Source organism: Pandoraea apista, assembly GCF_001465595.2.
GTDB lineage: Bacteria > Pseudomonadota > Gammaproteobacteria > Burkholderiales > Burkholderiaceae > Pandoraea > Pandoraea apista.
In genome coordinates this window covers 2,635,555-2,650,355 of record NZ_CP013481.2, presented here as the reverse complement: position 1 = coordinate 2,650,355, position 14,801 = coordinate 2,635,555, and the positions used below count along the sequence as shown (strand labels likewise).

The following is a 14,801-nucleotide window of genomic DNA, read 5'->3' as shown; positions in this document are numbered from 1 at the left end:
TATATCGAATCAGTCGGGAGAGGATGGCGCCCGAACGGCCGCACTGCCAGCTCTCGGCGCCCCGCGCACCCGACGCGGGGAAATCGGATTAAAAAAAAGGGGCGCCACAAGCAGCCCCTTTTGTTACGCAGCGGTGGCCGCTTACGCCTCTTCTTTCACTTCGACGAACTCGTCGCCGTCGCCGCGCACGGCTTCCACGACTTCCTTGACGGCGTTTGCACGGCCTTCGAGGATTGCGTCGGCAACGCCTTGCACGTACAGCTCAACAGCCTTGCTCGAGTCGTCGTTACCCGGGATGATGTAATCCACACCTTCCGGCGAGTGGTTCGTATCGACCACGGCGATCACCGGAATACCAAGCTTGTTGGCTTCGGTGATGGCGATCTTGTGGTAGCCGACGTCGACGATGAAGATTGCGTCGGGCATGCCACCCATATCCTTCACGCCACCGATCGACTTCTGCAGCTTGGCCATTTCGCGATCGAACAGCAGCGCTTCCTTCTTGCTCATGCGCTCTTGCTCGCCGGCTTCCAGCGCCTGCTCCATGTCCTTGAGCTTCTTGATCGACGACTTCAGGGTCTTGAAGTTCGTCAGCATGCCACCCAGCCAACGGTTGTTGACGAAAGGCATACCGGCGCGGCCTGCGGCTTCCGCCACGATTTCACGCGCTTGACGCTTCGTACCAACGAACAGGATCGTGCCGCGGTTTGCTGCCAGTTGACGCACGTACTTCAGCGCGTCCTGGTACATCGGCAACGTCTTTTCGAGGTTGATGATGTGAATCTTGTTGCGATGGCCGAAGATATAGGGGGCCATCTTGGGGTTCCAGAAACGGGTTTGGTGACCAAAGTGGACGCCCGCTTCCAGCATCTGACGCATCGTGACAGACATGTGATTCTCCGTGAGGGTTAGGTCTTAGACCGGCTGCCGTACCCGTTTCGTCAAACTGCCATACAGCTTTGCATGACCCGTCTGCGAAGATCGGGCACCCTGGGTGCGCCGGCCCGCGATTTCAAAATTTCCAAGCCGATGACGATGTTTGCCACCTGGCACCTCACCGAGCGCAGCGCCGTTCGGCACCACATTGGGGCAAAAACACCCTCAAAACCCGGCGAAGACCCTTGAAATCCAAGGGAAAACCCTTGGCTTCATTAACAACTCGTCCTCGACTTAGCCCGAGATTATAGCATTGCACCACGCCCGCACTCAAGCGACGCGTGCACTTGTGATGACAAGCGGGAAATGCCCGGTTTGCGCGGCATTCCACCCAATTCGGTCCGCCGCCCCACATCCCGCCCGGAACATCGGAAATTCACTCTCGGAACGCTCTGAAATCCGCGCCAGACGGGGCGAAAACCGCCCATTGGTGCGATAATGCGACACTGTTTACGCAATTGTCCGACTCAGCAATGGCCATCACCCTCAAGAATGCCCACGACATTGAAATGATGCGCGTCGCCTGCCGACTGGCCAGCGAAGTGCTCGATTTCATTACGCCGCACGTGCGCGCCGGCGTCACGACCGGGGAACTCGACCGCCTGTGCCATGAGTACATGGTCAAGGAACAGGGCACCGTGCCGGCGCCGCTGAACTATCAGCCGCCGGGCTACCCGCCCTACCCAAAAGCGACCTGCATCTCGGTCAACGACGTGATCTGCCACGGCATTCCCGGCGACAAGGTGCTCAAGAATGGCGACGCGCTCAACATCGACATCACCGTCATCAAGGATGGCTACTTTGGCGACACCAGCCGAATGTTCATTGTCGGCGACGGCACGATTCTCGCAAAGCGTCTCGCGCAAGTCACCTACGAGTGCATGTGGCTCGGTATCAATCAGGTGCGTCCGGGCGCCCATCTTGGCGATATCGGCCATGCGATTCAGACGCACGCCGAAGCCCAGGGCTACAGCGTGGTGCGCGAATACTGCGGCCACGGGATCGGCCAGGTGTTCCACGAGGATCCGCAAATTCTGCATTACGGTCGGCAAGGCACCGGGCTTGTCCTGCAAGCCGGCATGATTTTCACCATCGAGCCGATGATCAATGCCGGCAAGCGCGAGATTCGGACAATGCCCGACCAGTGGACGGTCAAGACGCGCGATCGCAGCCTGTCGGCACAATGGGAACACACGGTTCTGGTGACGGAAACGGGGCACGAAGTGCTCACGCACTCGGCCCTCACCCCGCCGCCGCCGCCCGGTTCGTCGTATGTGACATCGTTCGCGGCAGCCGCCTGAGCACTTATCGTCCGGCCGCCCGACCATTCGGCGGCCGCCCGGCCTGACTCGTTACTCATCTACCCCAGGAAGCCGTCATGCACGCGCGCGCGCACGCCCCTTCTCCGCTACGTCAGGCCCTCAAGGAACGCAAGGCCGAGCTTGTCGAACGCTTCTCCACACACGGCAAAATCGATACCCTGTTGCACGGCTTGAGTCAGGCCGTTGATCTGGCCATGCGCGATGCCTGGACCGAGTGCCAGATGCCCGGCGATCTCGCGCTCGTCGCGGTCGGTGGCTACGGACGTGGCGAGTTGTACCCTCATTCCGACGTCGACATTCTGTTGCTGCACCGGCATGCCGAAAGTGCAGCGCTTACCTCGCATGTGGAGCCGTTCATCGGCTTTCTTTGGGACATCGGGCTCGAAATCGGTTCATCGGTGCGCACGGTCGATGAGTGCATCACCGAAGCCCGGGCCGATATCACGGTACAAACAAGCCTGCTCGAAGCGCGACTTTTGACAGGCAATCGCGCCCTCTTCGACGAATTCGAACAACGCTTTTCGGCGGACCTGGATCCGCGTGCGTTTTTCCGCAGCAAACAATTGGAAATTCGCCAGCGGCACGCGAAATATCAAGACACGCCATACAGCCTCGAACCGAACTGCAAGGAAAGCCCCGGCGGGTTGCGCGATCTGCAAGTCATTCTGTGGATGACCAAAGCCGCGGGCTTGGGCAATAGTTGGTCGGAACTGTTCGCGCGGGACTTGCTGACCGATCGCGAACTCAAGGAATTGCGTCGCAACGAACAGTTCCTGAAAGGCCTGCGGGCACGGCTTCACCTGCTCGCGCGACGGCGCCAGGACGTGTTGGTGTTCGACATGCAGACAGCGCTCGCGCAGAGTCTTGGTTTCAACGCCACCACGACAAAGCGGGCCAGCGAGCAACTCATGCGCCGCTACTACTGGGCAGCAAAGGCTGTCTCGCAGCTCAATACGGTCCTGCTGCTCAACGTCGAGGCTCGCCTGTTCCCACAGACCAGCGGCGTCACGCGTGTGATCAACGAGCGTTTTGTCGAAAAGCAAGGCATGATCGAGATCGTGGATGACGAGTTGTACCAGCGCCATCCCAACGCAATCCTTGAGACCTTCCTGCTGTACGAGCAGGTCGTGGGCGTGAAAGGTCTATCGGCGCGCACATTACGCGCGCTGTACAATGCGCGCGAACTGATGAATGCACAGTGGCGCGCCGACCCCGAGAACCGTCGCACGTTTCTCGCGATTCTTCAGCAACCGCAGGGCATCACTCATGCCTTGCGCCTGATGAATCAGACGAGCGTGCTCGGCCGGTACCTGATCAATTTCCGTCGCGTGGTCGGACAGATGCAGCACGATCTGTATCACGTGTACACGGTCGATCAGCACATCCTGATGGTCGTGCGGAACATCCGCCGGTTTGCCGTGGCGGAGCACACTCACGAGTATCCGTTTTGCAGCCAGTTGATCGCCAACTTCGACAGACCGTGGGTGCTGACGATCGCCGCCCTTTTCCACGACATTGCGAAGGGGCGCGGCGGCGACCACTCCACGCTCGGCATGGTCGATGCACGACGCTTCTGCACACGCCACGGCATCGACAAGGAAGATACGGAACTGATCGTCTGGCTGGTTGGCGAGCACCTGACGATGAGCACCGTCGCACAGAAGCAGGACACCACCGACCCCGACGTGATCCGCCGCTTTGCGGAGAAGGTAGGCAATGAACGGCGCCTGACGGCGCTGTACCTGCTGACGGTCGCGGATATTCGCGGCACCAGTCCGAAAGTGTGGAACGCCTGGAAGGGCAAGCTGCTTGAAGACCTCTACCGGCTGACCTTGCAAGTATTGGGCGGTGCGAACCCGGATCCGCATTCTCAATTGAAAACGCGCAAGGAAGAAGCGCTCGGGCTGCTGCGACTGTACACGGTGCCGGAGCGCGCGCAGGAAGCGCTCTGGAGCACGCTCGACGTTGCGTACTTCCTGCGCAACGATCCAGCGGACGTCGCATGGCAGACGCGTCATTTGTGGCGGCATGTCGACAGTTCTGTGCCGATCGTCAAGGCACGTCCGTCGCCGATTGGCGAGGGGTTGCAGGTCATGGTTTATGTGCGCGATCAGGTGGATCTGTTCGCCCGCATTTGCGGCTACTTCGAGCGCAAGGGCCTGTCGATTCTCGATGCCAAGGTGCACACGACCAGCCACGGCTTCGCACTGGACAGCTTCCTGCTGACGGACCCGGGCCTCGACACCAGTTACCGGGACATCATCAATCTGGTGGAGAGCGAATTGGTGTCGCTGCTCACGCGCGTTGAACCGCTGGCGGAACCCAGCAAAGGACGGTTGCCACGACGTTCGCGCAGCTTTCCGGTCACACCGCGCGTCGATTTGCGACCTGACGAGCGCGGCCAGTACTACCTGCTGTCGGTGTCGGCTAACGACCGCACCGGCTTGCTCTATGCGGTCGCTCGCGTACTCGCGCGTCATGGCGTGAGCGTGCGTACCGCCCGCATCAATACCCTCGGCGAACGTGTCGAAGATACGTTCCTGCTCGATGGCAGCCGTTTGCAGGACAATCGCCTGCAAATTGCCGTGGAGACCGAATTACTAGAAGCATTGGAACCATGAGCGATACCCCGCGCGCCAAACTCGGCGCCAAACACCCCCGCACTCTCGACAAGACTCGCGCTCCGGTGAGGTCATCCGGCGCACTGCGCCGTGCGACCAAAGCTGTGCCTGCGTCGATGCTCGACGCCAATGGTGCAAAGAAGAAGCCGGCGGCAAAACCGGCGCGTCCGCGTCCGGCAGACGATGCCGCGACGCCGGCCGGCCCACGCCGCGCAGCCGACAGTGGCGCTGCGCCGCGCAAACCTGCCACGAGTGCGGCCAAGCCTTACGAGAAGCGACCGATGGGTGAGCGTCCGCCAGCGCGTGGTCAGCGTGAACGCGTTGCAGGCGCACGTCCCGTACGCTTTGACGACGAGTCGCGTCCGCGTCGCTTCGACGAAGACCGTCCGCGCCGTGCCGCCGAAGGCGGTGCACGTGGCGATTACGCCCGCCCGGCTAAACGCGGCACGGATGATCGTGCGCCGCGTCGCTTCGACGAAGACCGTCCACGCCGTACTACCGAAGGCGGTGCACGTGGCGATTACGCACGCCCGGTCAAACGCGGCACGGATGATCGTGCGCCGCGTCGCTTCGACGAAGACCGTCCGCGCCGTGCCGCCGAAGGCGGTGCACGTGGCGATTACGCACGCCCGGTCAAACGCGGCACAGATGATCGTGCGCCGCGTCGCTTCGACGAAGACCGTCCACGCCGTGCTACCGAAGGCGGAGCACGTAGCGATTACGCCCGCCCGGCTAAACGCAGCACGGATGATCGTGCGCCGCGTCGCTTCGACGAAGACCGTCCACGCCGTGCTACCGAAGGCGGTGCCCGCAGCGATTACGCGCGCCCAGCCAAGCGCGGCACGGATGATCGTGCGCCGCGTCGCTTCGATGAAGACCGTCCACGCCGCGCTACCGAAGGTGGCGCACGTAGCGATTACGCGCGCCCCGTCAAGCGCGGGACTGACGATCGCGACAGCCATACTTCCCGCTCGACACGCCCCGGTCGCGCACCGCGAACACCCCGCGACGACGACGATGACATCAAGGTCCATCACGACGCTGCCGGGTCGTTGCGTCTGTCGAAGCGCATGTCGGAACTTGGCCTGTGCTCGCGCCGCGAAGCCGATGAGTGGATCGCCAAAGGGTGGGTTCGTGTTGACGGCAAGGTCATGACGGAACTCGGCACGAAGATTCTGCCGACGCAGGAAATCACCGTCGTGCAAGCCGCACGAAAGGAACAGGCCAATCGCGTCACGATCCTGATCCACAAACCGGTTGGCTACGTCTCCGGGCAAGCAGAAGACGGCTACGAACCCGCCGTCGTCCTGGTGACGCGTGAAAACCATTGGTCCGAGGACGATGCCGGTGTGCGTTTCTCGCCGTCGCATTTGCGCAGCCTTGCCCCGGCCGGCCGCCTCGACATCGACTCCACCGGCCTGCTCGTGCTGACGCAGGACGGTCGAATCGCCAAGCAACTGATTGGCGAAGACTCGGATATCGAGAAGGAATACCTCGTGCGCGTGTCGTACAACGAACACGAGCAAAACGTCGAGGCGCACTTCCCGGCCGAGCGTCTGGCCTTGCTACGCCACGGCCTCGAACTCGACGATCAGCCGCTCAAGCCTGCGCAAGTCGAATGGCAAAATCCGGAGCAATTGCGTTTCGTGCTCAAGGAAGGCAAGAAGCGTCAGATTCGCCGGATGTGCGAACTCGTCGGCTTGCACGTGACCGGCCTCAAGCGCGTACGCATGGGACGCATCACGCTGGGTAACCTGCCCGTTGGGGAATGGCGTTATCTGCGCGCCGGCGAAGGATTCTGAGTCAGCGGTTTCGCGCATGAAAAAGCCCGCCATAAAGGCGGGCTTTTTTTATTCCTGCGAATGCCGAAGGACCAACGAAACACGCTCGCCAACGGCATCCCGCATCAGTCGTCGCTAGTTGGATCGAGCCCCGGGAAGAGAATCTCGGTGAAGCCAAACTTGCTGAAGTCGGTAATCCGCATCGGATAGAGCTTGCCGATCAGGTGGTCACATTCGTGCTGCACCACGCGGGCGTGAAAACCCTCGGCCACACGATCGATCGGGTTGCCTTTCTCGTCCAGCCCCTCGTAACGCAGCATCGAGTAACGATTGACCATGCCGCGCAACCCGGGCACCGACAGACAGCCTTCCCAGCCCTCTTCCATGTCCTGCGTGAGCGGCGTGATGACAGGGTTGATAAGCACGGTTTCGGGAACCTCGGGCGCATCGGGATAACGCTCGTTGTGCTCGAAACCGAAGATCACCACTTGCAAATCGACACCGATTTGCGGCGCGGCGAGACCGGCGCCGTTTGCATGTTTCATGGTGTCGAACATGTCTCTGACGAGTTCGTCGAGCTCCGGCGTATTGAACTGCTCCACGGGTTTAGCGATACGCAGCAGGCGCGGATCGCCCATCTTCAGAATGTCGCGAATCATCGGTTGGGTCCTCACATCAAAGCGCGGCCAACATCGCCCGCATAGCCTCTTCGTCCAGCACAGGCACCCCCAGTGCCTCTGCTTTCGCCAATTTACTGCCCGCCTCAGCGCCCGCCACCACGTAGTCGGTCTTCGCCGACACCGAACCCGCCACCTTCGCCCCCCGCTCCTCGAGCATGGCTTTCGCCTCGTCGCGAGAGAGCGTCGGCAGCGTGCCCGTCAGCACGAACGTCTTGCCGGCCAACGGCAGCGGCGCCACGGCCGCAGGCTCGGATTCCGGCCAGGTCACACCGGCCGCCCGCAGTTGTTCGATGACCTCGACATTATGGGGCTCGCCAAAGAAATTGGCGATGGACTGCGCCACAATAGGTCCGACGTCCGGCACCGCCAGCAGTTCCTCTGTACTTGCCGCCATCACGTTATCGAGCTTGCCGAAATGACGTGCCAGATCCTTCGCCGTCGCCTCGCCCACATGACGGATACCCAGCGCGAAGATGAACCGCGCCAGCGTGGTGTGACGCGCCGTCTCCAGCGCCGCCACCAGATTCGACGCCGACTTGTCCGCCATGCGATCAAGCGCCGCGAGCTTCGCAACACCGAGCTTGAAAAGGTCCGCCGGCGTCCGAATGATCTGCTGGTCGACCAGTTGCTCGACGAGCTTGTCGCCAAGCCCTTCGATGTCGAGCGCCCGGCGTTGAGCAAAGTGCAGTAACGCCTGCTTGCGCTGCGCCGCGCAGATCAGCCCGCCGGTGCAGCGCGCGATGACCTCGTCCGGCAACTTCTCGATGGCCGAACCGCACACGGGGCACGCCGTCGGCATGACAAACGCCCGTGCGTCGGCCGGTCGGCGTTCGAGCACCGATCCGACAACTTCGGGAATTACATCGCCCGCTCGGCGCACAATCACCGTATCGCCGATCATGACGTCCTTGCGGCGGATCTCGTCCTCGTTGTGCAACGTCGCATTGGTCACCGTCGCCCCGCCGACGAACACCGGCGCGAGCCGTGCCACCGGCGTAATCGCGCCGGTTCGCCCCACCTGCACTTCAATGTCCAGCAATGTCGTCAGCGCTTCCTGAGCCGGGAACTTATGTGCCAGTGCGAAGCGCGGCGCGCGCGAGACAAACCCAAGACGGTCCTGCTCGTCGCGGCGATTGACCTTGTAGACCACCCCATCGATATCGTACGGCAGCGATTCACGCGCCTCGCCCACCGCCCGGTAGAACGCCAGCAACCCGGCGGCGCCGTGCACGACCTCGCGGCGCTCGTTCACCGGAATGCCCAGCGTAACGTACCAATCGAGCAAGGCCGAGTGTGTCTCCGGCATGGGGACACCCACCAATTCGCCTACCCCGTACGCAAAAAACGACAACGGACGTCTGGCCGTAATCTTCGAATCGAGTTGTCGCAGGCTGCCTGCCGCCGCATTGCGCGGATTGACGAAGACCTTCTCGCCTGCCGCTTCCTGAGCGCGATTGAGTTTGTCGAAGTCGGCACGGAACATCAGCACCTCGCCCCGTACCTCAAGCACTTCCGGCGGGTTGTCTGTGTCGAGGCTCAACGGGATCTTCTTGATTGTGCGGATATTCGCGGTAACATCCTCACCGGTCGTGCCATCGCCGCGCGTTGCCGCCTGCACCAGCACACCGTGCTCGTAACGCAGGGCAATTGCCAGGCCGTCGAACTTCAACTCGGCCGCATATTCGACCGGCGCGCCGAACAGATCGCCCGACGGCGCATTGCCATCGCGAAGCCCATCGGACACCCGGCGGTCGAACGCCTCGACGTCCTCATCCGCAAAGCCGTTATTGAGCGAGAGCATCGGTACCCGGTGCACGACCGGCGCGAATCCATCCACCGGCTTGCCGCCTACACGTTGCGTGGGCGAATCGGGACGTTGCAATTCTGGGAAATCGGTCTCGAGTGCGACCAGTTCGCCGAACAGGCGGTCGTACTCGGCATCGGGAATCAGCGGCGCATCGTCTTCGTAATAGGCGCGGTTGTGACGCGCCAGTTCGATGCGCAATTCGGCAGCACGTTGCGCAGCGGCCGTTGCATCGGCCTCTGTCGGCGCGTTCGCGCCCTGACCCGGAACGGAAGTTTGGGACATGCTTGGAAACTCGGGGTACGAGAAGTCAGAATATTATGCCTTCGACGTACGCACCTGCGCGTCGCCGATAGCAGCAATCAATCGGAACAAAAACGCCGCTCACCCGACGGTGAACGGCGTGCATCGAACGCGGCGTCTGACAGATCTGGCTGATCGTCGTCTCGCCGCGCACGGCCTCGTTGTTACTGGCTGAACAGGCGGCGTGTCACCGGCGAACCGGCCGGCAAACCCCGCGCCTCGAGGCGTTCGTAAAGCTTGAGCAATTGTTTGTCGACGTTTTGCAGCGCAGCATCCGAAAGCGGCCGGCGTTGGTCGTCCACGACACGCCCGCCAATACGTTGCCCGATCGAACGGGCGTAATCGCACATCAGACGGAACGGCAGCAGGTCTTCATCGGCCACCGGCACGTCGAGCAACATCGTAATCAGATCGCCGCCCTTGTACGTCAGATCGTCGCGCAAGAAGTTGGTGTCGCCGAACTGCAGCATGAACACCGGATTCTGGCGGGCGTCGAGCTTGACGAAACGCATGCCGTCGCGCGAGAGCAGCAGACCGTCCTGCGTCGCTACGGCCTGCACGTAGTTCGCCGACCAGGGAGCGCCGTCCGAGAGCACATTGACCGACAGTTGCGCGTCGCATTGCGCGGCGAAACTATCGAGTTCCCGGCCACGGGCCACCGTCTCCATCATGTCGGGCAATTCCGGCAACGCATCGACCGCGTCCGCAAGCGTTTGAACGAGGTTGGAGAATTCCGAAAACTCGACTTCGTTCAACGCCCCCGCACGGTTGGCCAACTGCACAGCCATGCGCAACTGGTGGTAGCGCCCGCCCGTGCGAATCAGTTCCCACGGCGAGTGTTCGTCGGCACGCCCCTCGACGTTGACCGGCTTGCCGCCCGCGCGTCGCATGCGCACGGTCAAGGGCATCAGGCGCTCCGCAGCCACCATGTTCGCCAGCGGCAACTCGACAATGCAGTCGATGCGCTCGTCAATGACAGGCGGCGGCCCGCTCGGCACGGCCGCACGCGTGGTTACAACGGGCGTCGTCGGCGCCTCGGTAGCGACCGCCTCGGCTTCTGCCACAGGGGCACCGGCACCTTGTGCGTGCGCGAGCGTTTCGGCATCGGGAGCGGCGGCGGCCGCAGCAGCCGCACCTGCGGCGGAGGCGTCCACGGTGTCGTCGGCCGCCAGTTCGGCGTCGAGGCGAGCCACCGTGCTTGCGGCAGCGGCTTGCTCCGCATCGCGTGCCTGCTCGTCCGACTGCGGGTCCGAATGCGCGTGTTGGGCAGCGTCTGCCGTCGATGCGGTCCCGGTCGAAGCCGCAAGGGTGTCACCACCTTGCGCCGCCAGCGCGGCCGCCTCTTGTGCGGCGCGCTTGCGCGAGGCAGGCGGTGCATCCCAGGCGTCTTCGTTGATCGCGAAGGCGTCCTGCACGGAAACACCCGGCGCGGCGGAGCCACCCAGTGTCGGTTCACGACGCTCGCCCGATTGCACGGGCACGCGCGGTGGCGAAAGCGTCGGTTCGATGAACGGACGGTCGTCGTCGGCGTCGGGCGTGCCGGCAGTGGCGTCGATACCGGCACCGTCGACCGGCATGCGACGCGGAATGCGTGCGCGCGCCTTGCTGCCTTGCCAGGCGTTATAACCCACGACCCCCAGCAGTACCACTACCCCTGCGGCAATCAAACTCAGCTGCAGTTCATTCATGCGCGGCGTTCCTCTCTCTTCTCCATCGTAGGCGCGGGGTCAGGCGATCTCGGCCAGATTGATCGCAGACTCCATGTCCACCGCCACGATCCGCGACACCCCTTGTTCCTGCATGGTGACGCCGATGAGCTGATTGGCCATTTCCATCGCGATTTTGTTATGCGAAATAAATACGAATTGGGTACGGTCCGACATGCGCGCCACCATCCTGGCGTAGCGCTCGGTGTTGGCATCGTCAAGCGGTGCGTCCACCTCATCGAGCAAGCAGAACGGCGCGGGATTGAGCTGGAACATGCCGAAAACCAGCGCAATCGCCGTGAGCGCCTTCTCACCACCAGACAGCAAATGAATCGTGGAGTTCTTTTTGCCCGGCGGCTGCGCCATCACTTGCACGCCCGCGTCGAGAATTTCGTCGCCCGTCATGATCAGCTTGGCTTGTCCGCCGCCGAACAGCATCGGGAACAGTTCGCCGAAATGCTTGTTCACTTCGTCGAACGTGCCTTGCAGCAACACACGCGTTTCTTCGTCGATCTTGCGAATGGCGCCTTCGAGCGTTTCGATGGCGTCGTTCAGGTCGGCAGACTGTGCGTCGAGGAAAACCTTGCGCTCGCGTGCCGTTTCCAGCTCTTCGAGCGCGGCCATGTTGACCGGGCCCAGCGCGTTGATCGCGTTGTTGATGCGGGTGACTTCGCCTTGCAGATACGACGGCTTGAGATCCGGCGTTAGTTTGGCCGAGAGGGCCTCCTCATCGACTTCCGCCGTCGCCAGTTGCTCGACGAACTGCTCGCGGTTCAGGCGTGCCGCCTGTTCCTTCAATTGCAATTCCGTGATGCGATCACGCAGCGGCTGCAAGCCTCGCTCGGCGGCCAGACGTTCCTCGTCGCTCTGGCGCAACTTTTGCGTCAGGGCATCGAGTTCGATGCGGGCAGCACCAAGAATCTCTTCTTTCTCGGCGCGCAACTCAAGCGCGTCCTGCAAACCGTTCTCGACCGTCTGCTCAGTGATCTGCGCAAGTTCGGCCTGCGCCTGCTCGATCGACACCACCAGGCGCTCGGCCTGCTCGAGCGCCGTCTGAATATTGCGGCGATGCTCGTCGATCTTGCTTGCGATCCCCTTCTGGCCGTAAGACGCTTCCTGAGCCAGGCGCTCCAGTTCGCGCGCACGGTTGCGGGCATCCGAGAGCCGGCTGTCGAGCGATTCGAACTCAAGCTGACCGTCTTCGAACGTTGCCTGCAATTCGGCCAGACGCACGTCGTTTTGCTCGAAATTCGCTTCCGATTCGGCGCGCAGCGCCATTTGTTCTTCGATCTGCGCGGCGATCTCGTTCAGTTCTTCGTCGATCTGCGTGCTGCGGGCGTTGTAGCGCTCATACGCTTGCGTCAGCTTGAGCACATCCATCTGCAACGCATGCACACGTTGCGTAGCACGCTCGGCACGTCCGCGCACGTCGCTCAGCGACTGCGCCGCCTGACTGTACGCAGCCTCGGCACGCACTGCGGTTGCCTTGGCTTCATCCGAAAGCAATACCTGCGCACGCAGCTGCTTGCCCAGATTCTCGATTTCCTGCTGGCGCGCGAGCAAACCGGCCTGCTCGGAGTCGGCTGCGTAAAGCTGCACCCCCACCCGCGTGACCTGATGCCCCGCCTTGACGACGATCGACGCCCCTTCCGGCAGTTGCGCCCGGGCAACCATCGCTTGCGTCAGATCGTCGGCGACGAAGACCTGGCCCAGCCATTCCTGCAACACCGCACGCAGGCCCGGATCGTCGATTCGTAGCAACGAGAGCAGCGGGCGCAGTGCGGCCGGCGCTTCGATCGGACGCGCAGCCGGCGGCGGCGAATAGAACGCCAGCTTGGCCGGCGGCGCATCGCTCGCAAAGGCTTTCACCCAGTCGAGATTGCTGATTTCCAGTGCCGCGAGACGCTCGCGCAGCACCGATTCGAGCGCGTTTTCCCAGCCCGGCTCGATATGCAGCTTCTTCCAGAGACGCGGCAGTTGCGCCAGCTCGTGTTTGTCGAGCCAAGGCTGCACCTTGCCTTCCGTCTGAACGCTTTCCTGCAGTTGTTTGAGTGCCGTGAGCCGCGCTTCAAGCTGGGCAATGGTCGCGGCTTCAGACTGCACCCGGGCCTGCGCCTCGGCACGTTCGGCTTCCAGTCGCGGCAGGCGCTCCTGCGCTTCGGCGAGTTCGGCTTGCGCGTCTTCGAGCATCGCCTGATGCTCGGCAAGTTCGGCACGCTGCGTTTCCAGTTCGACTTCGTCGGGCTTGTCCAGCCCTCGCGCCTCGCCCTGCAAACGTTCCTGACGCTGCTGCAATTGCTGCAGGGCCTGATCGGCATTGCGCTGGTGCGCTGCCTCGAGCTTCAGACTCTGTTCGACCTGTGCGATCTCGCCACGTTGCTCGTTGAGCAAGTTCTGCGCATCGCGCCAACTGGCTTCGAGGGCAGGCAGTGCGTCGTTCTGCTCGGCCGCCTGATCTTGCGCGGTCGCCGCACGCTCCTCGGCGATGATGAGTTCTTCTTCAGCGAGCGCGAGTTCCTCTTCCGATTGCGCCGAACGGGCCAGCCACTGCTCGCGCTGCGAGGTCAGTGCCGCCAGTTGGGCTTGCACGCGATTGCGCGACTCGACAACGTAGCGAATCTCGGCTTCCAGACGGCTGACTTCCGAATTCGCCTCGTACATGGCGCTTTGCGCGGCCTGCACGGCGTCTGTGGCCGTGTAGTGCGCGGCGCGCAGCGTTTCGAGATCGGACTCCGAACCGCGCAAACGCGCCATCTGCGCTTCGAGATCGACCTGTGCCGATTCGATTGCGCGTTGCTGACGCTCTTGCTCGTTCTGGGCTTCGTTCTTGCGCAGCAGCCACAGCAGTTGCTGCTTTTCCTCACCGTCCCGCTGCAAATCCTTGAAGCGGTTGGCGACAACGGCCTGCGATTCGAGCTTCTCGAGATTGGTGCCGAGTTCGCGCAGAATATCTTCAACGCGCGTGAGGTTTTCACGCGTGTCCTGCAAGCGATTCTCGGTCTCGCGACGGCGCTCCTTGTATTTGGAGACGCCTGCGGCTTCTTCGAGGAACACACGCAACTCTTCGGGCTTGGCCTCGATGATGCGCGAGATCATCCCCTGCCCGATGATGGCGTAGGCGCGCGGCCCAAGGCCGGTACCGAGGAAGATGTCCTGAATGTCGCGGCGGCGAGCCGGCAGGTTGTTGATGTAGTAGCTGGAGGTGCCATCGCGCGTGAGCACGCGCTTGACGGCGATTTCGGCGTACTGGCTCCACTGCCCGGCGGCACGCCCGGCGCTGTTGTCGAACACGAGTTCGACGCTGGCGCGACTTGCCTGTTTGCGTGCGGTCGACCCGTTGAAAATCACGTCCTGCATCGATTCGCCGCGCAGCTCGGAAGCGCGCGATTCGCCGAGCACCCAGCGCACGGCGTCGATGATGTTGGATTTGCCGCACCCGTTCGGGCCGACGATCCCGACCAGTTGGCCAGGTACCGCGAAGTTCGTCGGATCGACGAAAGACTTGAAGCCAGCGAGTTTGATGGAGGTCAGACGCACGGCAGGTTCGCTTTATCGGTCATTGAATGATGGGAAAGACGCAGACGCGCTAGCTGGTCCTGTCGGGCCTCGCGCACGCTGGCGTGCGCAGGCCGCTTACATCGATATAAC

At 62.5% G+C, this 14,801-nt stretch carries 8 protein-coding genes; 3 read left to right on the top strand and 5 right to left on the bottom strand.

The window, feature by feature from the left end; all coding sequences use genetic code 11:
- Positions 1 to 141 precede the first annotated feature (141 nt).
- The gene (rpsB, locus tag AT395_RS12310) at positions 142 to 891 is read right to left on the bottom strand and encodes a 30S ribosomal protein S2 (RefSeq protein WP_042115771.1); all 750 of its coding nucleotides are present in this window, start codon (positions 889 to 891) and stop codon (positions 142 to 144) included.
- Positions 892 to 1,409: 518 nt separating this feature from the next.
- Here rpsB and map point away from each other — a divergent pair.
- From map to AT395_RS12295, 3 genes are all read left to right on the top strand, one after another.
- On the top strand, positions 1,410 to 2,237 hold the full coding sequence (gene map, locus AT395_RS12305; RefSeq protein ID WP_048629347.1) for a type I methionyl aminopeptidase: 828 nt from the start codon (positions 1,410 to 1,412) through the stop codon (positions 2,235 to 2,237).
- Positions 2,238 to 2,314: 77 nt separating this feature from the next.
- Positions 2,315 to 4,879, top strand: coding sequence for a [protein-PII] uridylyltransferase (locus tag AT395_RS12300; RefSeq protein WP_048629346.1), 2,565 nt, complete (start codon positions 2,315 to 2,317; stop codon positions 4,877 to 4,879).
- On the top strand, positions 4,876 to 6,681 hold the full coding sequence (locus tag AT395_RS12295; RefSeq protein ID WP_053086386.1) for a pseudouridine synthase: 1,806 nt from the start codon (positions 4,876 to 4,878) through the stop codon (positions 6,679 to 6,681). Before AT395_RS12300 ends, AT395_RS12295 begins: the two co-directional genes overlap by 4 nt.
- Positions 6,682 to 6,785: 104 nt before the next feature.
- On the opposite strand, the gene def is transcribed toward AT395_RS12295, so the two are convergent.
- From def to smc, 4 genes are all read right to left on the bottom strand, one after another.
- Positions 6,786 to 7,319 (bottom strand): peptide deformylase, encoded by a 534-nt coding sequence (gene def / locus AT395_RS12290; RefSeq protein ID WP_042115767.1) that lies wholly within the window; start codon positions 7,317 to 7,319, stop codon positions 6,786 to 6,788.
- Positions 7,320 to 7,335: 16 nt separating this feature from the next.
- Positions 7,336 to 9,429, bottom strand: coding sequence for an NAD-dependent DNA ligase LigA (ligA, locus tag AT395_RS12285; protein ID WP_072632825.1), 2,094 nt, complete (start codon positions 9,427 to 9,429; stop codon positions 7,336 to 7,338).
- Positions 9,430 to 9,611: 182 nt separating this feature from the next.
- Positions 9,612 to 11,135 carry a cell division protein ZipA C-terminal FtsZ-binding domain-containing protein gene (locus AT395_RS12280; protein WP_048629343.1) on the bottom strand — a complete coding sequence of 508 codons (1,524 nt, stop codon included), beginning with the start codon at positions 11,133 to 11,135 and terminating at the stop codon, positions 9,612 to 9,614.
- Positions 11,136 to 11,174: 39 nt separating this feature from the next.
- Positions 11,175 to 14,690: a chromosome segregation protein SMC gene (smc, locus tag AT395_RS12275; RefSeq protein ID WP_048629342.1), complete on the bottom strand. Its 3,516-nt coding sequence runs from the start codon at positions 14,688 to 14,690 to the stop codon at positions 11,175 to 11,177.
- Positions 14,691 to 14,801: the final 111 nt, after the last annotated feature.

Excerpts from the sequence above, each read along its gene's own strand:
- rpsB (WP_042115771.1), bottom strand. The coding sequence starts at position 891 with ATGTCTGTCACGATGCGTCAGATGCTGGAAGCGGGCGTCCACTTTGGT.
- AT395_RS12295 (WP_053086386.1), top strand. The coding sequence starts at position 4,876 with ATGAGCGATACCCCGCGCGCCAAACTCGGCGCCAAACACCCCCGCACT.
- AT395_RS12300 (WP_048629346.1), top strand. The coding sequence starts at position 2,315 with ATGCACGCGCGCGCGCACGCCCCTTCTCCGCTACGTCAGGCCCTCAAG.
- map (WP_048629347.1), top strand. The coding sequence starts at position 1,410 with ATGGCCATCACCCTCAAGAATGCCCACGACATTGAAATGATGCGCGTC.
- def (WP_042115767.1), bottom strand. The coding sequence starts at position 7,319 with ATGATTCGCGACATTCTGAAGATGGGCGATCCGCGCCTGCTGCGTATC.
- ligA (WP_072632825.1), bottom strand. The coding sequence starts at position 9,429 with ATGTCCCAAACTTCCGTTCCGGGTCAGGGCGCGAACGCGCCGACAGAG.
- AT395_RS12280 (WP_048629343.1), bottom strand. The coding sequence starts at position 11,135 with ATGAATGAACTGCAGCTGAGTTTGATTGCCGCAGGGGTAGTGGTACTG.